This window comes from Actinoplanes cyaneus (assembly GCF_016862095.1).
Lineage (GTDB): Bacteria > Actinomycetota > Actinomycetes > Mycobacteriales > Micromonosporaceae > Actinoplanes > Actinoplanes cyaneus.
The window spans coordinates 233,611-251,445 of the sequence record NZ_BOMH01000018.1 but is presented as its reverse complement, the minus strand read 5'-3'; the positions used below and the strand labels follow the sequence as shown (position 1 = coordinate 251,445).

Below are 17,835 nucleotides of genomic sequence, written 5' to 3'. Positions count from 1 at the left end.
GCAGGATCTCGACCCGCCCGGGGCAAGGTTAACTCAATGTTCTTCTTGTGTGGCTTGATCACCGGTGACGGCTATTGTCCGAAGTCCGTCGAAAGCGAGCCGCACCACCGTCGCGGCCAGGGCTTCCGGGTGGCCGCGTTCCGGGCGGTACCACTCGACCAGTGAGTTGACCATGCCGAAGAGCAGGCGCGCCGCGGTTGCCGGGTCGACGTCGGCGCGGATGCCGCCCTCGGCCTGCGCCTGTTTGACGAGTTCGGTGGCGAGCGTGTCGAACTCCCGGCGACGGGCGAGGGCGTGCTGCTCGACCTGTGTGTTGCCGCGCACGCGCAGCAGGAGCGTGACGAACTCCAGCCGCTCGGCGAGGACGAGGACGCTGCTCTCGACGAGCTTCTGGAGACGTACCGTCGCGGGGCCTTGCAGGTCTTGAACGTGGGCGGCCGCCTCGAAGAGCCCGTCGACGGCCCGGTCCACGGCCATCGACAGCAGTTGCTCCTTGCCGCTGACGTGGTGGTAGAGCGTGGACTTGGTGATGCCCAGCGCCTCGGCCACGTCGAACATGCTGGTGGCGTCGTATCCGCGGGTGTTGAAGAGCCGGACGGCGGCGGCCAGCACCGCGTCCAGGTCGTGCCCGGGGCGACCGCGGCGGCGAGGGGTGTCCATGACCAAAAACTCTAGGCTCTTGAATAACCGACCGATGGGTTGGTAAAACGGTGAGGTGACCTCTCCCGCAGACCTGTACGCCACCCACCGTGAGCTACTCGAGCGCGCCGTCGCAGCAGCCGCAGCCCGCGACTACTGGTCCGCGTTCCCCGAGTCGCCGAGCAAGTCCGTCTACGGCGAGGACGCCGCGCCCGCCGGTGAGCGTGCCTTCGCCGCCCTGCTCGGCAAGCCGTTCCCGATCGAGGTGCCCGGCGCGTCCGGCACCGTGTCGACCGAGCACTCGCCGTACGGGATCGAGCTCGCCGTCTCCTACCCGAAGGCCGACCCGCTCGCCCTGGTCGCCGCGGCCCGCGCCGCCATCTCGGGCTGGCGGGCCGTCGGTCCCGAGGGTCGCGCCGGCATCGCCACCGAGATCCTGAAGCGGATCAACGCGCGGATCTTCGAGATGGCGCACGCCGTGCAGCACACCTCCGGCCAGGCGTTCGTGATGGCCTTCCAGGCCGGCGGCGCGCACGCGCAGGATCGGGCGCTCGAAGCGATCGCCTACGCTCTCGCGGCCACCACCCGCATGCCGGCGCAGGCGTCCTGGTCCAAGCCGCAGCGCGGCGGCGACCCGCTCAGCATGACCAAGACCGGCACTGTCGTCGGCCGTGGCGTCGCGCTGGTGATCGGCTGCACCACGTTCCCCACCTGGAACAGTTACCCCGGCCTGTTCGCGAGCCTGGTCACCGGCAACCCGGTGATCGTCAAGCCGCACCCCGGCGCGGTGCTGCCGCTCGCGATCACCGTGCAGATCTGCCGCGAGGTGCTCGCCGAGGCCGGGCTCAACCCCGACGTCGTGACCCTGGCCGCCGAGCAGCCGGGCGACGGGATCGCCGCGACGATCGCCACCCATCCTGACGTACGGATCGTGGACTTCACCGGCTCCAGCGAGTTCGGCGACTGGCTGGAGGCGAACGCGCGCCAGGCCGTCGTCTACACCGAGAAGGCCGGGCTCAACACGGTCGTGCTCGACTCCACCGATGACTACAAGGGGCTGCTGCGGAACCTGGCGTTCTCGCTCTCGCTGTACAGCGGGCAGATGTGCACGACGCCGCAGAACCTGCTGATCCCGCGCGACGGCATCACGACCGAGGACGGGGCCCGCACGCCGGAGCAGTTCGGCGCCGACCTGTCCGCCGCGCTCGGCAAGCTGCTCGGGGATCCGAAGCGGGCGGCCGGGACACTCGGGGCGATCGTGAACGACGGCGTGCTGGCCCGGCTCACCGAGGCGGCCGGCGCGCCCGGCGTGGTGCACGGCTCCGAGGCGGTGGCCGACGAGCAGTTCCCCGGCGCGACGATCAGGACCCCGGTGGTCGTGCGACTCGACTCGGCGGACGACAAGACGTACACCAGGGAATGGTTCGGTCCGGTGTCCTTCCTGATCACGACGGACTCGACCGAGCACAGTCTGCGGATCTTCACCGAGACGGTACGGGCGCACGGGGCGTTGACCGCGCTGGTGCACTCGACCTCGCCCGCGGTGCTGGACGCGGCCCGCGAGGCGGCGCTCGACGCGGGCGTGCACCTGTCGGAGAACCTGACCGGTGGCGTGTTCGTGAACCAGACCGCGGCCTTCAGCGACCTGCACGGGACCGGGGCGAACCCGGCGGCGACCGCGTCGCTGACCGACGACTACTTCGTCGCGGGCCGCTTCTTCACCCTGCAGAGCAGGCACCATGTCTGAGTCGACCTTCGCCGAGACCATCGCCAAGGACCAGCGGGTCGAGCCGCGGGACTGGATGCCGGACAAGTACCGGCAGACGCTGATCCGGCAGATCGCGCAGCACGCGCACTCCGAGATCATCGGCATGCAGCCCGAGGGGGAGTGGATCACGCGCGCCCCGACGCTGCGACGCAAGGCGATCCTGCTGGCCAAGGTGCAGGACGAGGCGGGGCACGGGCTCTACCTCTACTCGGCGGCCGAGACGCTCGGCGCCGACCGGGGTGACCTGACGAAACGGCTCATCGAGGGCCGGCAGAAGTACTCGTCGATCTTCAACTACCCGACGCTGACCTTCGCGGACGTCGGCGTGATCGGCTGGCTCGTCGACGGCGCCGCGATCTGCAACCAGGTCCCGCTGTGCCGGAGCTCCTTCGGGCCGTACGCCCGGGCCATGATCCGGATCTGCAAGGAGGAGTCCTTCCACCAGCGGCAGGGCTACGAGCTGCTGATGACCATGATGGGCGGCACCGCCGGGCAGCGCGCGATGGTCCAGGACGCGGTGAACCGGTGGTGGTGGCCGTCGCTGATGATGTTCGGCCCGCCCGACGGCGACTCGCCGAACTCGGCGCAGTCGATGGCCTGGAAGATCAAACGGCACAGCAACGACGAGCTGCGGCAGCGGTTCGTCGACATGTCGGTGCCGCAGGCCGAGGCGCTCGGCGTCACCCTGCCCGACCCCGTGCTGCGGTGGAACGCCGAGCGTGAGCACTACGACTTCGGCGAGCCGGACTGGTCGGAGCTCAAGCGGGTGATCACCGGCGACGGGCCGCTCAACCGGCAGCGGATCGAGCGGCGCAGGCAGGCGGACAGCGACGGCGCGTGGGTGCGCGAGGCAGCCGCGGCACACGCGGCGAAACACGGGAGCGGACGATGAGCGACGAGATCCGGCACGAATGGCCGCTCTTCGAGGTGTTCGTGCGGGCCAAGCGCGGCCTGAACCACGTGCACGTCGGCTCGCTGCGGGCGGCCGACCACCGGATGGCGGTGCAGCACGCGCGTGACCTCTACACCCGGCGCAACGAGGGGGTGAGCATCTGGGTGGTGCTCTCCTCCGACGTCGTGGCCAGCGACCCGGACGACAAGGCGGCGCTGTTCGAGCCGAGCGCCGACAAGGTCTACCGGCACCCGACGTACTACGCCATTCCCGACTCGGTCCCGCACATCTGATGGCCTTCGACGACGCGTACGGCGCGCTGACCGACCACGCCGACGATGCCCGCTGGGCCTACGGGACCGGCTTCACCGACCCGTTGGCCGGGGTGCCGGCCGACCTGCCCGACGGGGTGGACCGGGCCGACCTCGCGGCGTACTGCCTGATGCTCGGCGACGACGCGCTGATCATGTCGCACCGGCTGCAGCAATGGGTCACCCGCGCGCCCGAGCTGGAGGACGAGCTGGCGATCGCCAACATCGGGCTCGACCTGCTCGGGCAGGCGCGGCTGCTGCTCACCAGGGCCGGGACGGCCGAGGGGGCGGGGCGCGACGAGGACGACCTCGCGTACCGGCGGGAGGCGCACGAGTTCCGCAACGTCCGGCTCGCCGAGCGCGACGACGCGGACTTCGCGCAGCTCATGGCGCGGCTGCTGGTGTTCACGACGTGGCGGCTGGCGCTCTTCGACCGGTTGAGCGGGTCGCGGGATCCGATGCTGGCCGCGATCGCCGCCAAGGGGGTCAAGGAGCTGACCTACCACCGGGACTACGCGGCTCAGTGGGTGGTCCGGATCGGGGACGGCACTCCCTTGTCCCATGCACGCATGGCGGCGGCGATCTCCGGCGTGCTTCCCCTGGCCGGCGAGCTGTTCCAGGCGCACGAGGTCGAGCTGCGCCTGGCCGGCGTGGCCGTCGACCCGGCCGTGATCCGTGGCGAGTTCGACGCGGTCCTGGCCGAGGTGCTGACGGCCGCCACTCTGGAGCCCGCGGAGCTGCCGGAGGTTCCCGCCACGGGCCGCGACGGCGAGCACACCGCGGCGCTGACCGAGATCCTCGCCGAGATGCAGGAGCTGGCGCGGGCCGTCCCCGGCGGTGCGTGGTGATCGCCGAGCAGGTCGTCGGGACGGTCACCGACCCGGAACTGCCCATGGTCACGCTCGCCGAGCTGGGCATCGTGCGGGAGGTCCGGCAGGACGGCGACGGGGTGACGGTGACGATCACACCGACGTACTCGGGCTGCCCGGCCATGGAGACGATCCGCGCGGACATCGCGGCGGCGCTGCGGTCGGCCGGGTTCGGGGCGGTCGAGGTGCGTACCGTCCTGGCGCCCGCGTGGACCACCGACTGGATCACCGACAGCGGCCGGCGCAAGCTCGCCGAGGCCGGCATCGCGCCACCCGGAGCCGCGCCCCGCCGAGCCTCCGGACCGATTCCGATCACCCTGTCGCCGCGCCACGACACGATCCGGTGCCCGCGGTGCGGGTCGGCGCGGACCGAGGCGATCGCCGCGTTCGGTGCGACCGCCTGCCGTGAACTGCGGCGATGCACCGCCTGCCGGGAGCCGTTCGAGCACATGAAGGAGATCTAGGCCGTGTTTCACACGCTGCGGGTCGCCGCGGTCGACCGGCTCTGCCCGGACGCGGTCGCGGTCACCCTGGCCGTGCCGCCCGAGCTGACCGAGCGGTTCGCGTTCCGGCCCGGGCAGTCCCTGACCGTGCGGCGCGCCGACGAGCGCCGGACATACTCGATCTGCGCCCCGGCCGGCGGCGCGCCCCGGATCGGGGTGCGCGAGGTGCCCGGCGGCGTGATCTCCAGCTGGATCGTGCGTGACCTGCGTCCGGGTGACGAGCTCGAGGTCGCCCCGCCGTCCGGGACGTTCACGCCGGACCTGACGGCCGGCGGGCGGCACGTGCTGATCGCGGCCGGCTCGGGGATCACCCCGGTGCTCTCCATCGCGGCGTCCCTGCTGCGACGGGCGGACACCGAGGTGACACTGCTGTATGGCAATCGTCGTACCGACACCGTGATGTTCGCCGAGGAGCTCGCCGACCTGAAGGACCGCCATCCGGCCCGCCTGGAACTCGTGCACGTGTTGTCCCGCGAGCCGCGGGAGGCCGACCTGCTCTCCGGGCGGCTCGACGCGGCCCGGCTGCGGGCGCTGCTGCCGCACCTGCTGGACGTGGCGGCGGTCGACCACTGGTGGCTGTGCGGGCCGTACGGGATGGTGACCGACGCGACCGAGGTGCTCGCCGGGGCCGGAGTCGCGCCGGAGCGGATCCACCGTGAGCTGTTCTGGGTCGACGAGGCGCCGCCCGAGCCGGTCCGCCCGGAGGCCACCGCGAGCGGGCCGAGCAGCGAGATCACCGTTCACCTGGACGGACGCGCCACCACGGTCACCGTCGAGGACGGTGTCACGCTGCTCGACGGGTTGCAGAGGTCCCGTCCCGATCTGCCGTTCGCGTGCAAGGGCGGGGTCTGCGGGACGTGCCGCGCCCGGGTGGTCGAGGGTGACGTGACGATGCGGCGCAACTTCGCGCTGGAGGCGGCCGAGCTGGCCGCCGGGTTCGTGCTGACCTGCCAGAGCACCGCCGCGTCCCCGAAGGTCGTCGTCGACTTCGACGAGTGACCCCGCCCCCGTGAGGCCCACGGTCCGCGGGACGAGGGCCGAGACGCCGGCGAACGTCTCGGCCCGGGAGTCACTCCGGGAGCTGGGCCAGGGCGAAGATCTGGCTCTCCTGGGGGCCGTCGGTGGGGGTGAAGAAGACCGTCTCGATGGTCAGGACGGTGAAGCCGTGCGCCTCCAGCACCGCCGCCAGATCCGGCTCCAGGTAACCGGAAACGGTCACCGGGACGCCCATGAACTCGATCGGGATGCTGTCCGCATCGAAGTTGACCATGCCGATCGCGAAGTGACCACCGGGCGTGAGCCACCCGGCGACCTTGTCTAGCGTGCGTTCGATCTCCGCCTTGCTCAACATCAGCAGGGAGAAGAACGCGGTCACCGCCTCGAACTTGCCGAAGTCGTCGGGCAGCTCGGCGAAGTTCGCCCGGACGAACTCGGCCGCGGGCACCTGCTCACGGGCCAGCCGCAGCATCCCCTCGGCGATGTCCACACCCACCACACGGTGACCGGACTCGGTCAGGACCTTGGCAGTCGGCACGCCGGAGCCGCAGCCCAGGTCGAGAACCGAGGCGCCGGCCGGAAGGGTCGCGCTGATCTTCTCGATCAGCGCGGCCTGGAACGGATTATGGCTGTGCTCGCCCTGATACTTCTCGGCGAGTTGATCGAAGACCTCCATGCGGTCCACAGTAGAAGACGATCGTCGTCAGTACAGCCGGGTCACGCCCTCGATGGTCATGCGATCGTCGAGCCGCGACCGGTCCGGGTTCGCGCAGAGCACGATCGACGCCCCGGCGGTCAGCGGCGCCAGCAGCCAGATCAGCGGCTCCTCGGACGCATCCGCCTCGATCAGCACCCGGTCACCGCGCTCGATCCCGCGCGATCGGGCGAGCGCCGCGGCCGTGGCACCGTACTCCGAGAAGGTCGTGCCGTCCGGAACAGCCGCCGCCTCGTTCCCGGCGCGGTCCACCGGCGGCTCGGCGCCCAGATGCGCCCGCACCGCGGGCAGGAAATCACGATAACCGTGCGGTACGTCGTCGGCCGCCCCGAGCACGAACTGATGCGGCGCCCGTGGCACCTCGTCGAGCCAGTTGCCCACCCGGCGATGCTCCACAAAGGTCACGTCCAGCGCCGGCCCGCCACTGACCAGCCCGGCCGTGCTCCACCCGCGGAACGACACCTCCAGCCCGGCGGCCCACACCCCGAGCAGCACGACCGCCGTCTGCCAGTGCGGCGGCAGCAGCACCCCGGCCCGGTTGCCCGCTCGCAGCCCGCACTCGCCGGTCAGCAGCTCCGCGGTCGCCGCGCTCCACCGGCCCAGCTCCGCCGCGGTCAGCCCGGTCCGTTCCCCGGTGGCGTCGTCGTAGTAGGTGATCAGCTCGCCCGGTCGCCGCTCCATGCCGTTCATCGCCGCCCAACCTACCCAGCCGTACGGCCCGGGCCGCAGCGATGTCCCACGATGGTGGCGACGACGGCGGGATCAGGCGGCCCGGCGGAACTCGGTCAGCTCGCGGGCGTCCGCGGCGTAGCGGGCCAGCAGATGGACCGTCTCCGGGCCGGCCTCGCCGTCGGCGGGCAGGCCGATCCTGAGCTGGAACGCGCGAACCGCCTCCACCAGGTCGGCGGGGCCGGAGCCGACCTCGACGCCGAAGTCGGCGAAGAGGGCGCGCAGGCTCGCCGGGTCAGCGGTCGGTGCGGTCTCCGACCAGCCGATCAGGCCACCGACGGCAGTGCCGACCACGGTGAGCACACCTCGTGCGGTCATTGTTACCTCCCCGATTCGCTGTGTGATGACAGCTTCCCCAGGTGAGGCTGTGCCCGGCATCTGCCGAGGGTCCCGATCTGCTGTGCAACCCTCTTACTTTCGGCCGACCGGTAGGAACCCTAGGGGCACAGGTCGGCGCGGGCCACGCCGCGGAGCTGCCGCGCCTGGGCGGCTGTCACGCCGTACGCGGAAAGGTTGTCCTGATCGTCGGTCCGCAACGACGCGCACGCCTCGGAACCCAGGTCGGCGATCTCCTCGTCGCGACGGTCCATGGCCAGCTCGGGCAGCTGCCGCCGGACCGCCTCCACGAAGCGATCCGGATCGCCCGTGGCGGCCGGCCGTGACGACGGCGTGCCGGACGCCGGCGAGCTGGGCGCCGGTGAGGACGGCGAGGACGGCGCGGCCTGCGACGCCGCGGCGGAGGGAGAGGGAGAGGGAGACGCCGACGGCAGTACGCGGCCCTCCACCCAGATCGCGTCGGCATCCGAGGAGCAGGCGGTCACCGAGCCGAGCAGCAGCACAACAGAACCCGTGACACGGGCGATACGACCGAATTCCACCGGAAGAACGTAGAGGAGACGAACCGGACGGGCGAGGCGCCGCACCGACCCGTACGGGGGACCCGGCGCACACAGCGAAGTCACAGAGCGCTCATCGGGACCAGACATCTTCGAGGTTCACCTTTGGTGGCATGACCGATCTGCTGAACCGCAACGCCGACGAGCACCACACCTCTCCCGTCGCGTCCCACCGGGCGCCGGCGCACGTGTTCCCGATTCCTCCGGTGATGGTGCGGCCGCCACGTGACCCGCGGTGGAAGCGGCGGATCGCCGGCGGCGCCGCGGTGCTCGTGCTGATCGGCGCCGGCGGCAGCACCGGCGCGTTCCTCACCGAGCAATACCTGAGCGGCGGCTCGGCGACGGCCGCGGCGAGCGCCTCCGGCACCACGGTGGCCGCCACCACCGTCACCGAGGGCGACGAGCTCGCCCCGATCGTCGCCAAGGTCCAGCCGAGCATCGTGACCGTGCTCGTCGACAGCACCCGCGAGTCGTCGCTCGGCTCCGGCGTGGTGCTCAGCGAGGACGGGCTGATCCTCACCAACAACCACGTGATCTCGTCGGACGGCACGGTCAGCGTCCGCCTCGCCGACGGCCGGACGGTGCCCGCCACTGTCGTCGCCACCGACACCACGCACGACCTGGCGCTGGTCCAGGCGACCGGCCTCACCGGGCTGACCCCGGTCACGTTCGGCACCGACGACAGCGTCGCCGTGGGGGACACCGTGCTGGCGTTCGGCGCCCCGCTCGGCCTCGAGGGCACCGTGACCTCCGGCATCGTCTCCGCCAAGGACCGCAGCCTGGACACCGGTGAGGAGAAGCTCTCCGGTCTGCTGCAGACCGACGCGGCGATCAACCAGGGCAACTCCGGCGGTGCCCTGGTCGACACGTCCGGGCAGGTCGTCGGGATCAACGTGGCCATCGCCACCTCCGGGGACAGCACCGGCAGCGTGGGGCTCGGCTTCGCGATCCCGGCCGGCACCGTGACCGGCGTGGTCAAGCAGCTCGAAGCTCAGATCGTCTCCTGAGCCGGCCTCCCGAACCAGCGGCTGAGCGCGGTCTCCAAGCTTTCCGCCGACCCGTCGGTCCAGGCGAGGTAGTTGTCCGGGCGGACCAGCACGGCGGGCACCCCCGGCGCGGTGACGACGTCGACCCGGTCGCGCCACGGCGCTGCTGTCCCGGCCAGCGCGCCGGTGTTGTCGACGAGCAGGGGACGCCCGGTGTGGGTCAGCGCGCCGAGATCGGGTGCGAACGGGCCGCAGTGGTCGTACCGGAAATCGGTTCCGGCGAGCAGAGCCGCGAGCCGGCGCACCACCCCCTCCTCCTCCATCAACTCCGCGAAGAGCGCGCGTAGCGCCGTCACGGCGGGACCGGGCCCGGCCAGCAACGCCTGCGCCTGGGTGTGCATGATGACGCGCTCGGCCACCGGGCGACGCTCCGACTCGTACGTGTCGAGCAGCCCCTCCGGCGCCCGGCCGCGCACCTCGGCGGCGAGCTTCCAGCCGAGGTTGATCGCGTCCTGCAGGCCGAGGTTGAGCCCCGGGCCGCCCATCGCCGAATGCACGTGCGCCGCGTCGCCGAGCAGGATGACGCGCCCCTTGCGGTAGCTGTCCGCGATCCGCGTGTTGCCACCGGAGAGCCGGCGCAGCGTGTGCGGCTCCGGCCCGGTCGGCGGGAGAAGCGGAACCTCGGCGCCGAGCACGTAGGTCACCGCCTCCATGACCTCCGCGAACGTCACCGGCTCGGCGCCGGGCGGCCGGGCGTCCGTCGACGCGGTGATCAGATTCCGCCCGTCCGGGAACGGCGCCCAGGCGACCACCCCGCGCTCGGTGCGATGGTGCCGGAACGGCGGGATCAGCCCGTAGCCCGGAACGCGCAGGCCACCGGTCCCCGGATCACGCAGCCCCTCCGGGACGTCCACCGCGGCGGTCCGGGAAACCGACCGGTCATCGGTGACCCCGGGGAAGGCGAAGCCACTCAGTTTGCGGGTGACACTGCGCCCGCCGTCCGCGCCGACCAGGTATCGCGTCTCCACCCGGTAGGGACCCTCCGGACCGTCGACGTCCACGACCACACGGTCGTCCTTCTGATCCAGAGCGGTCAGCTGGTGCCCGCCGCGGACCTGCACGCCGAGCTCGCGGGCGCGCTCGCCGAGCATCGCCTCGATCTTCTGCTGCGACGCCAGCAGGATGTGCATCGGATTGTCCGCGAGCTCGTCCAGCCGCAGGTGGAACGCGGCGAAGACATGACCGGACGTGGGGGAGGGCGCGCCCGGGTGGCCGGTCAGCCGCTCGTAGAGCCCGCGCCGGTGCAGCATCGGAATGACCTGGCCGACCAGGCCGTTCGCGCGTTGCTCGGTGGAGGGGCCGGTGCGGCGCTCCAGCACGACCGGGCGCAGTCCGGTGAGGGCGAGTTCGCAGGCGAGCATGAGGCCGTTCGGTCCCGCGCCGACGATCACAACATCGGAAATCATGACAAAACTCCTTATTGGGTACGTGGTTAGCCGCGCGTTCTCCGGCGGAGGGCGCGCCACAGATGCGGGCGGCGGGCTCGTGAGCACGGCAGCGCTAATGGTCCAATGTGGACAGTGATGCGCCCGAGCGGCCGCGCACACTCACTGTCGGGTGCCCCGTCGTGGGGCTCAGGGCTGGGGGAGCCCCGCCCTGATCTGCCGCAGCGCCTCGGCGAGCAGCGCGGGCACCGTCTCCCGGCTCCCGCCCGTGGTGAGGAACTGCAGCACGACGACGTTGTTGGCGGCCATCACTGCCGCCGCGACCAGTTTCGGATAGAGGTCTTCGTCCACGTCGAGACCGGTGCGGTCGGCGACGGCGGCGCCGATCGCCCGTTCCGCGTCCGCGCCGGCGCGCAGGATCTCCGCGCGCACGGCCGGCTCGGCGACCATCAGGCGGACGCCGGCCACCCAGTCGTCCGGATCCGGCTGCGGCTGGGAGGTGACCTCCGGCCCGGGGGTGAACCGGGCCAGCACGGCTTCGGTGATCGCGTCCCAGAGCGGCTCGCCGGCCGGCCGCTCACGCAGCGACGCTGCCACGCCGAGGCAGCGGTCGTGGTGCCGGGCCGCGACCGCCTCGGCCTTGCTGGAGAAGTAGTTGTTGAACGTCCGCGGTGACACCCCGGCGGCCGCCGCGATGTCCTCCACCAGGACTTTGTCGTATCCGCGCGCGGCGATGAGCCGGACCGCCGCCCAGCTCAGCGCGGTCCGGGTGGCCTGCTTCTTGGTCTCCCGGAGTCCCATGCGATCCACGCTACCAAAACTTGCGTCCCCCGCAAATGTGCGTGCCACGCATTTTTCTCAGCGCCGTCTCAGACTCGTCCCCGGCTCCTCCGGAATGCCCTGAGAGCACACCCGGGCGGTCCGGTGAGCAGTCGGCTGGTGCTGACGGTGGTAGTTCGAGGCGGACAACCACCGTCAGCACCGGCCCACGCCTCGGTGGGCGCGGCCCGGGATACCCTGCCTGCGACGACCGCACCCGTGACCGAGGAGCCGATGCCGCGATGACGCCGCGACGATCGCTGCCCACGCAGGACGACGTGCTCGGATACTTCGACACGCTGTCGAACTGGGGGCGGTGGGGCGACGACGACGAGCGCGGCACCCTGAACCACATCACCGACGACGTCCGGCTGGCAGCGGCGCGGGCCGTCCGGCACGGCCGGAGCGTGTCGTGCGCGTGGGAGGTGACCGTCCCGGCGGAGATGGAACGGTCGACGACCGTGTGCCCGTGCGCCGCCGAGATGCCGGGTGCCGAGCACATGCCGCCCGCGTTCCACGCCGACCGGCGCTGGGGATTCTCGAACGAGCGGCTCGGCCTGATGTTCCACGGCAACACGATCACCCACGTCGACTCGCCGTGCCACCTCTTCTGGGACGGTGCGACGTACAACGGGCGGTCGCACTCGCTGGTCGGCGCCGAGACCGGCTCGGCGTGGGCGGCGGTCACCGCGGCGGCGAACGGGATCGTGACGCGTGGCGTCCTGCTCGACGTCGCGGCGGTCCGCGACGTGCCGTGGCTGGAACCGGGACAGGGCGTGTTCCCCGGCGATATCGAGGAGGCCGAGCGCCGGCAAGGGGTGCGGGTGCGAGCCGGTGACGCGGTGCTCCTGCGGACCGGTCACGGCCGTGCCCGGCACGAGGCGGCCGCGCCCGGCGGTCTCGCGCAGGCCGGGTGGCACGCGTCCTGCCTGCCTTGGCTGCGGGACCGCGAGGTCGCACTGATCGGCGCGGACACCCCGCAGGACGTCCAGCCGTCGGGGTACGCCGGCGTGCTGATGCCGGTGCACGCCGTCGGGCTCGTCGCGATGGGCCTGTGGCTGCTCGACAACTGCGACCTGGAGGCGTGCGCGGCGACCGCCGCCGAGCTCGGGCAGTGGGACTTCCAGCTGGCGGTCGCGCCGGTCCGGTTCGCCGGCACGTCCGGCAGCCCGGTCAACCCGATCGCCACGTTCTGACGGGCAGCCCCCAAGAAGGGTGACGCGCCCCGGGGAAGGGGCGCGCCACCGGAAGGACCTCAGCCGGCCAGATGACTCCAGCGGTCCTCCAGCTCCGGCCAGGTGCCCTGGTCCTCCACCTTGCCGCCGATCAGCACGACCACCCGGTCGGCCTGGGCCAGCGCCGCCCGTTTGGAGGTCGAGCCGACCACCGTCACCCCGTGTGACCGCAGCGCCCGCCACAACTCCAGCTCGGTGGTCACGTCCAGCGCCGACGACACGTCGTCAGCGATCAGCAGCTCGGTCCGCGGCGCCAGCGCCCGGGCCAGGGCCAGCCGTTGCAGCTGGCCACCGGAGAGGCGGGTGCCCTTGTGCCCGATCAGCAGCTGCAGCCCACCACCCGCGGCGGTCAGGTCGTGCTCCAGCTGGGCCACCGAGACCGCGTCGGCCGCGTCCACCTCGTGACCGAGCTGGATGTTGTCGGCGACGGTTCCGGAGAGGACCCGGGGCAGCTGCGCCACGTACCCCACCTGGTTCGGCCGCAGGAACAGTTCCGGGTCGCGCACCGGCTCGCCGTTCCAGCGCAGGTCACCGGTGTGGTGCACGATCCCGGCGAGGGCGCGCAGCAGCGAGGACTTGCCGGACCCGACCGGGCCGACCACCAGCACGAGCTCGCCGCGGCCGACGGTCAGGTCCACGTCGCGTACCCCCTGGGCGCCGTTCTCGTGGACGGCGCTGAAGCCGCGCAGCTCCAGTGACCGCAGCGGATTGCGCGCGGGGGCCGGCGGGTCCGGCGCCGTGCCGGCCGAGATGTCCACCCCGGGCACGTCCGAGGAGTACTCCCCGGCGCCCGACATGGCGACCGTCCGCGTCGTCCACACCCGGGCCGACGGGAAGTGCGAGACCAGCGACGCCGTGGTCCACGCGAACCAGCGGGCCGACCCGAGGGTCGCCACCGCGATCAGCGTCGCCGCCGCACTGAGCCCCCCGTTCAGGTAGAGCGCCCACACCCCGATCGGCAGCAGCCCGCTCGCGATCGACGGCGTGGACCGCGCCCACACCTGGATCGCGATCTCCCGCCACTGCAGCTCGCTGCGCTTGGCGTCGAGCCGGGCCAGGTGACCCAGGACCGGCTCGGTCGCGCCGGCCAGCTTGACCGTGCGCGCCGCCGACAGCGACGACACCAGCGACGTCGCGAACGCCGCGCGGGCCGCGACGGTCCGGCGGGCGGCCTGCTCCAGCCGCGGCCCGAACAGTGTCGCGGCCAGGCCGGACACCAGCATCGTGCCGAGGAAGAACATGGCCGGCACCAGCGACTGCGAGGTCGCTGTCATGGCGACGACGGTGAGCAGGGCGACGCCGTTGTCGATCAGGTTGTCGGCGAGCATCACGACCCGCTCGGTGTCACCGCCCTGCGCGACGACCTCGGCCGGGGTGTGCTTGCTGACCCGGCGCGGGCCGATCTGACCGTTGACCAGGCGCAGGCTGATCCGCAGCATCTGCCGCACCCACCACTCCGGGAACCAGGCCCCGGTGTAGTAGAGCGTCGGGATCAGCGCCAGCAGCGCCGCGGCGATCCCGATCGCGGGCAGCAGCGGGTTGCCGGCGCCGTCGACCACGTTCGCCCAGAGCAGCGGGAGCACCGCGCCGTCGAGTCCGAAAAGGACCATCAGGAAGAACAGCGCGACCGCGCCGAGGCCGTACCGCGCGTCGTTGGTCGCCAGGCGGGCGATCTCCCGCATGGTCCGGGTCGGCGGCGGCTCCGGCAGCGGCGGCGGCTCGACCGCCGGCAGCGGGTTGCCCAGCGCGTCGGGCCCGAGCTCGACCTGCACGGCGGTGTCCCAGTCGCGGTCCTCCTCGACCAGCACGCCGCCGGCGTTCGATGCCGGCGCGGCCGCCGGGACGGCCAGGTTGCTGCTGGCCATCAGCTCCGCGAACCGCCGCGACTCGCGCAGCGGACCGGCCTCGAGCACCTGGCCGTCGGCGAGCACCACGACCTCGTCGCAGCGCTGCACCGAGGACAACCGGTGCGCGACGATCACGCCGATCCGGCCCTGCAGCAGCCGGTCGGTGGCCCGTTGCACCCACGACTCGGTGACCGGGTCCATCCGGGCGGTGGCCTCGTCGAGGATCACCACCTGCGGGTCGCGGACCAGGATCCGCGCGAACGCCACCAGCTGCTCCTGCCCGGCGGAGAGCTTGTAGCCGCCCTCACCGAGCCTGGTGTCGATGCCGTCCGGCAGCCCGGCGACCCAGGCCGACAGGCCCAGCTCGTCGATCGCCTCGCCGGCCCGCGGCTGCAGCGACTCGTCGAAGAGCGCGATGTTCTCGGCGAGCGTGCCGGCCAGGATCTCGGTGCGCTGCGGCACGATCGCGGTCCACCGGCGCAGCCCCTCGACCCCGATGTCGTTGATGTCGGCGCCACCGAGGAACACCGTTCCCCGCGGCACGTCGACGGCCCGGGTCAGCACCTTGGCCAGGGTCGACTTGCCCGATCCGGTGCGACCGATCAGCGCGTACGACCGTCCGCGCGCGAAGGTGAGGCTCACGCCCCGCAACGCCGGCGGCCGTCCACTGTCCGCCTCGCCGTAACGGAACGTCAGGTCCCGCACGACCAGGTCACCGTCGACCGGCGGCACACCGTCGGCCGGCTCCTGCGGGGTCGCGGCGAGCATCTGCACGCGGCCCCATGCGCCGAGCGCGTTCTGCAGCTCGGGCACCATCCGGGTGACCTGCTCCAAGGTGCCGCCGAAGCCGAGCGCGAGCAGCCAGACCGCGGTCAGGCGGGCGCCGTCGATGTGCCCGGTGATCAGCGCCCACGCGCCGACCACGACGAGCGAGGCGATGAGGGTACGGGTGATCGCCCCGGCCCACATGGTGATCTTCGCCGAGGCGCGCCAGACCCGGCGCCCGCGGGCGAGCACCTCCCGGGCACGGTCGGCGAAGAGGCGCCGCACGTACGGCTGGGCCAGGCTCGTCCGCACGTCGTCCTGCCCATGGATGGCCTCCTCCATGACGGCGGCCAGGTCGGACCAGGCCTCCTCCTCGGAGATGCGCACGGGAGAGATGCGCTGGATCGGCTTGTTCATGGTGAGGAAGAGCAGGACGACGACACCGATCATCGCGAGGCCGGCCGGCCACCACACGAAGAACGCGGTGACGATCGACAGCGTGGCGACCGCGAGCGACTGCATGATGCGCACGCCACTGCCGCGCAGCTCGGAGGCGACCTGGTAGACGTCCGAGTCGATCCGGTCGAGCAGCTCGCCGACGGGCGTGTTCTCCAGCGTCGGGATGTCCTGGCCGAAGGCGACCCGGTTGAGCCCACGCCGGACCCGGGCGGCCCAGTCGGCGGTCAGCCGGGCCGCGACCAGGCCGACGAAGACGTCGCTGAGCACGGCCGCGCCGAGCGCGCCGGCCAGCACGGCGAACAGCGAGTAGGAACGGTTGACCAGCACCGACCCGGCCAGCGCCAGCGCCACTGACGACCCGGCCGCGCCGAGCACGATCAGGAACGCGGCGAGCGCTGTGCGACTTCGGGAGGTAACCCACAGGTCGCGAAGCAGACGCATACGAAGTCCTCTGGACGATGGGGAAGGAGGCGGTACCCCATCCTGTGCGGTCCCGGCGATCCCGCTCAACCGGTTTAATCCCGGCAACTCGCCCAGCCGGGCCGGCCCGGCCTCCGAAGTGATCACCGTCTCCGCTCGCCGGGGACGACGCGGCCCGGGACAGAGCCGCGAAGAGGACGGCGGCCAGGACGCAGCTCGGAGGACGACGTCGGCGCGGGGCGCGGCTCGAAGGACGATGCCGGCCCGGGGCGCAGCTTCGGCGATGGCGCCGGCCCGCGTCGCCGTGCCGGGCGGCGCGGGCCGGACGTGCGGTTACTTCTCCGCGTACAGGGTCAGCAGCGTGATCTCGCTCGGCGCGAAGATCCGGAACGGCGGCCCCCAGAAGCCGGTGCCCCGGCTGGTGTAGAGCTGGGTCCGCCCGGAGTGCCGGGTCAGGCCCTGCAGCACCGGCTGGTCGATGCGGACCAGGTAGTGGAACGGCCACATCTGCCCGCCGTGCGTGTGCCCGGAGAGCTGCAGGTCGATCCCGTGCGCGACCGCGCCGGTGATCTGCTGCGGCTGGTGCGCGAGGAGCAGGACCGGCAGGTCAGGGTCGGTGCCGGCGAGCGCCGCCTCGTGGTCCATGTGGTGGCCGGGGACGCCGGAGCTCGCCGCCGTCCGGTCGTCGACGCCGGCCACGATCAGCGAGTCGCCGCCACGGGAGACGACCAGGTGCCGGTTGTGCAACGCCTCCCAGCCCAGCGACGACATGTACTCCACCCAGCCCTGGGCGCCGCTCATGTACTCGTGGTTGCCGGTCACGTAGACCCGGGCCATCGACGCGCGCACGTCACCGAGCGGCGACGCCTGGGAGATCCGCTGCGGCACCTCGCCGTCGGCGATGTCACCGGTGTGTGCCACGACGTCCGGGTTCAGCGAGTTGATCACCTCGACCACGCCGCGCGACCAGCGCGAACGATCGATCGGCCCGTAGTGCGTGTCGGTGATCAGCACGACCCGCAGCCCGTCGAGCCCGCGGCCGAGCCGGGGGATGGTCACGTCGATGTTGCGCACCCGGGAGACCCGCATGGCCTCGCGGTGCCCCCAGAGCAGCAGGACCACCGAGACGAGCAGGACCAGCCCGGCGACGACCCGGGAGCGGACCGGGCCGCCGACCCCGGCCAGCGCGAGGACCAGGCCGAGCGCCTGACCGAGAACGGACCAGACGAAGAGCTGCCAGATCACGCCGAGCGTGGTGTCGGCGATGCGCGAGCTGCGGTCGTCGTGACGCCCGTGCCCGCGGAACATCAGGACCGGGAAACCGGCCGCGGCCACCACGAACAGTGCCGTGCCCACGATGAACACCGGGGCCGGCCAGGCGTTGCCCGACCACACCAGCGTGGCCCACGGCACGCCGAACAGCAGCGCGAGCACCGTGACCAGAATGACCCCGAACCGGGCGCCGGCCCGCCGTCGTCGCGGCTTCGCCGGCGAAGCCTCGACCGCCTCTTCCACTGACATGCCAGCAAGCATGCCACCGG

17 protein-coding genes are annotated in these 17,835 nt (G+C 72.2%); 8 read left to right on the top strand and 9 right to left on the bottom strand.

Translation table 11 applies throughout. The features are described from left to right. Positions 1–33: 33 nt before the first annotated feature. Positions 34–660, bottom strand: a complete 627-nt coding sequence (locus Acy02nite_RS13590; protein WP_203740463.1) for a TetR/AcrR family transcriptional regulator — start codon at positions 658–660, stop codon at positions 34–36. A gap of 55 nt (positions 661–715) precedes the next feature. Here Acy02nite_RS13590 and paaN point away from each other — a divergent pair, with 55 nt between their 5' ends. The 6 genes from paaN to paaE are packed head-to-tail and all read left to right on the top strand — an operon-like array spanning position 716 to position 5,981. Then, positions 716–2,386, top strand: a complete 1,671-nt coding sequence (gene paaN, locus Acy02nite_RS13585) for a phenylacetic acid degradation protein PaaN (RefSeq protein ID WP_203740461.1) — start codon at positions 716–718, stop codon at positions 2,384–2,386. Then, a complete protein-coding gene (gene paaA / locus Acy02nite_RS13580; protein ID WP_203740458.1) occupies positions 2,379–3,299 on the top strand; it encodes a 1,2-phenylacetyl-CoA epoxidase subunit PaaA in 921 nt (306 codons plus the stop codon). Before paaN ends, paaA begins: the two co-directional genes overlap by 8 nt. After that, the gene (gene paaB / locus Acy02nite_RS13575; protein WP_203740456.1) at positions 3,296–3,592 is read left to right on the top strand and encodes a 1,2-phenylacetyl-CoA epoxidase subunit PaaB; all 297 of its coding nucleotides are present in this window, start codon (positions 3,296–3,298) and stop codon (positions 3,590–3,592) included. The genes paaA and paaB overlap by 4 nt, the downstream gene beginning before the upstream one ends. After that, a complete protein-coding gene (gene paaC, locus Acy02nite_RS13570) occupies positions 3,592–4,458 on the top strand; it encodes a 1,2-phenylacetyl-CoA epoxidase subunit PaaC (RefSeq protein WP_203740454.1) in 867 nt (288 codons plus the stop codon). Before paaB ends, paaC begins: the two co-directional genes overlap by 1 nt. Then, complete coding sequence (gene paaD / locus Acy02nite_RS13565; protein ID WP_425548264.1) at positions 4,452–4,943, top strand: 1,2-phenylacetyl-CoA epoxidase subunit PaaD; 492 nt, start codon at positions 4,452–4,454, stop codon at positions 4,941–4,943. The genes paaC and paaD overlap by 7 nt, the downstream gene beginning before the upstream one ends. Before the next feature lie 3 nt (positions 4,944–4,946). Continuing rightward, complete coding sequence (paaE, locus tag Acy02nite_RS13560) at positions 4,947–5,981, top strand: 1,2-phenylacetyl-CoA epoxidase subunit PaaE (protein WP_203740450.1); 1,035 nt, start codon at positions 4,947–4,949, stop codon at positions 5,979–5,981. 70 nt (positions 5,982–6,051) lie between these two features. Here the strand turns inward: paaE and Acy02nite_RS13555 are convergent, their stop codons facing one another. The 4 genes from Acy02nite_RS13555 to Acy02nite_RS13540 form a co-directional block, all read right to left on the bottom strand. Then, the gene (locus Acy02nite_RS13555; RefSeq protein ID WP_203740448.1) at positions 6,052–6,654 is read right to left on the bottom strand and encodes a class I SAM-dependent DNA methyltransferase; all 603 of its coding nucleotides are present in this window, start codon (positions 6,652–6,654) and stop codon (positions 6,052–6,054) included. Positions 6,655–6,681: 27 nt separating this feature from the next. Then, entirely contained in the window at positions 6,682–7,383 is a 702-nt protein-coding gene (locus Acy02nite_RS13550) for a TIGR03089 family protein (protein WP_203740446.1), read from the bottom strand. Positions 7,384–7,455: 72 nt separating this feature from the next. Then, positions 7,456–7,740, bottom strand: coding sequence for a peptidoglycan-binding protein (locus tag Acy02nite_RS13545; protein WP_203740444.1), 285 nt, complete (start codon positions 7,738–7,740; stop codon positions 7,456–7,458). Between the two features lie 119 nt (positions 7,741–7,859). Next, the gene (locus Acy02nite_RS13540; protein WP_203740442.1) at positions 7,860–8,300 is read right to left on the bottom strand and encodes a hypothetical protein; all 441 of its coding nucleotides are present in this window, start codon (positions 8,298–8,300) and stop codon (positions 7,860–7,862) included. Between the two features lie 131 nt (positions 8,301–8,431). Here Acy02nite_RS13540 and Acy02nite_RS13535 point away from each other — a divergent pair, with 131 nt between their 5' ends. After that, a complete protein-coding gene (locus Acy02nite_RS13535) occupies positions 8,432–9,325 on the top strand; it encodes a S1C family serine protease (RefSeq protein WP_203740440.1) in 894 nt (297 codons plus the stop codon). Here Acy02nite_RS13535 and Acy02nite_RS13530 read toward each other — a convergent pair. Both Acy02nite_RS13530 and Acy02nite_RS13525 read right to left on the bottom strand, forming a co-directional pair. Beyond that, entirely contained in the window at positions 9,310–10,770 is a 1,461-nt protein-coding gene (locus Acy02nite_RS13530) for an FAD-dependent monooxygenase (protein WP_239174726.1), read from the bottom strand. The genes Acy02nite_RS13535 and Acy02nite_RS13530 overlap by 16 nt on opposite strands. Before the next feature lie 168 nt (positions 10,771–10,938). Beyond that, positions 10,939–11,550, bottom strand: a complete 612-nt coding sequence (locus tag Acy02nite_RS13525; protein WP_203740438.1) for a TetR/AcrR family transcriptional regulator — start codon at positions 11,548–11,550, stop codon at positions 10,939–10,941. A gap of 260 nt (positions 11,551–11,810) precedes the next feature. Between Acy02nite_RS13525 and Acy02nite_RS13520 the strand changes: the two genes are divergently transcribed. Then, positions 11,811–12,764 (top strand): cyclase family protein, encoded by a 954-nt coding sequence (locus Acy02nite_RS13520; RefSeq protein WP_239174724.1) that lies wholly within the window; start codon positions 11,811–11,813, stop codon positions 12,762–12,764. Positions 12,765–12,823: 59 nt separating this feature from the next. Here the strand turns inward: Acy02nite_RS13520 and Acy02nite_RS13515 are convergent, their stop codons facing one another. Together Acy02nite_RS13515 and Acy02nite_RS13510 are read right to left on the bottom strand one after the other, a co-directional pair. Next, the gene (locus Acy02nite_RS13515; protein ID WP_203740436.1) at positions 12,824–16,315 is read right to left on the bottom strand and encodes an ATP-binding cassette domain-containing protein; all 3,492 of its coding nucleotides are present in this window, start codon (positions 16,313–16,315) and stop codon (positions 12,824–12,826) included. A gap of 312 nt (positions 16,316–16,627) precedes the next feature. Then, positions 16,628–17,815, bottom strand: coding sequence for a metallophosphoesterase (locus Acy02nite_RS13510; RefSeq protein WP_203740434.1), 1,188 nt, complete (start codon positions 17,813–17,815; stop codon positions 16,628–16,630). Positions 17,816–17,835 lie beyond the last annotated feature (20 nt).

Bases quoted from the DNA above. Each gene is read 5' to 3' on its own strand.
- Acy02nite_RS13535 (WP_203740440.1), top strand. From the start codon at position 8,432: ATGACCGATCTGCTGAACCGCAACGCCGACGAGCACCACACCTCTCCC.
- Acy02nite_RS13550 (WP_203740446.1), bottom strand. From the start codon at position 7,383: ATGAACGGCATGGAGCGGCGACCGGGCGAGCTGATCACCTACTACGAC.
- paaC (WP_203740454.1), top strand. From the start codon at position 3,592: ATGGCCTTCGACGACGCGTACGGCGCGCTGACCGACCACGCCGACGAT.
- Acy02nite_RS13525 (WP_203740438.1), bottom strand. From the start codon at position 11,550: ATGGGACTCCGGGAGACCAAGAAGCAGGCCACCCGGACCGCGCTGAGC.
- Acy02nite_RS13555 (WP_203740448.1), bottom strand. From the start codon at position 6,654: ATGGAGGTCTTCGATCAACTCGCCGAGAAGTATCAGGGCGAGCACAGC.
- Acy02nite_RS13545 (WP_203740444.1), bottom strand. From the start codon at position 7,740: ATGACCGCACGAGGTGTGCTCACCGTGGTCGGCACTGCCGTCGGTGGC.
- Acy02nite_RS13520 (WP_239174724.1), top strand. From the start codon at position 11,811: ATGACGCCGCGACGATCGCTGCCCACGCAGGACGACGTGCTCGGATAC.
- Acy02nite_RS13515 (WP_203740436.1), bottom strand. From the start codon at position 16,315: ATGCGTCTGCTTCGCGACCTGTGGGTTACCTCCCGAAGTCGCACAGCG.
- Acy02nite_RS13530 (WP_239174726.1), bottom strand. From the start codon at position 10,770: ATGATTTCCGATGTTGTGATCGTCGGCGCGGGACCGAACGGCCTCATG.
- paaA (WP_203740458.1), top strand. From the start codon at position 2,379: ATGTCTGAGTCGACCTTCGCCGAGACCATCGCCAAGGACCAGCGGGTC.
- paaB (WP_203740456.1), top strand. From the start codon at position 3,296: ATGAGCGACGAGATCCGGCACGAATGGCCGCTCTTCGAGGTGTTCGTG.
- Acy02nite_RS13510 (WP_203740434.1), bottom strand. From the start codon at position 17,815: ATGTCAGTGGAAGAGGCGGTCGAGGCTTCGCCGGCGAAGCCGCGACGA.
- Acy02nite_RS13590 (WP_203740463.1), bottom strand. From the start codon at position 660: ATGGACACCCCTCGCCGCCGCGGTCGCCCCGGGCACGACCTGGACGCG.